Genomic DNA, 501 nt, shown 5'->3' on the forward strand with positions numbered 1-501 from the left:
TGGAAAACATTATTTTTTCAAACACAAATAGTCCTTAAAATCTCAGCCCTTTTTATATAACAACGAGTAAAATTTAACTCAATCGCCATCTGCCATCAGAGAAAGCACTAAGTAATTTTTTAGCTCGGCCTTCATCAACGTCGCCCAGACAATTCTCCCCACTAAAAAAGTCATTTAAACCATCGATAGCATTCAAATCTCTACTTGAAACAATCGAATAACCCATACTCCATTTTGAAAAATTTCTTTCAGGTATGGCTTCAAAGATAATTTTGGTTACTTTTTCATGCATTTTGTCTTTCGCTATGTGAGCAAACAAGTTTTCAATAATTTCCTTATCCCCTTCAAGCACCTGAAAAAAACTTCTCTCGTCGTATAGAAGCATGCCAGTGATACTTAGCTTATCATTAGCCAACTTCGACTTTGAGAGCAATTCAAGAATTTCATCTTCACCCATTTTATGGGTCTCTTGGCTGGCGTATATTAGGTGGTATAGACAGT

1 protein-coding gene is annotated in these 501 nt (G+C 35.7%); it reads right to left on the minus strand.

The window, feature by feature from the left end; translation table 11 throughout:
- Positions 1-73: 73 nt before the first annotated feature.
- A partial coding sequence (locus AAEZ02_RS21825) for a BLUF domain-containing protein (protein ID WP_351125024.1) occupies positions 74-501 on the minus strand: 428 nt, incomplete at its 5' end.

The sequence above is a fragment of the Shewanella sp. T24-MNA-CIBAN-0130 genome, from assembly GCF_040310185.1.
Taxonomy (GTDB): Bacteria; Pseudomonadota; Gammaproteobacteria; order Enterobacterales; family Shewanellaceae; genus Shewanella; species Shewanella psychromarinicola.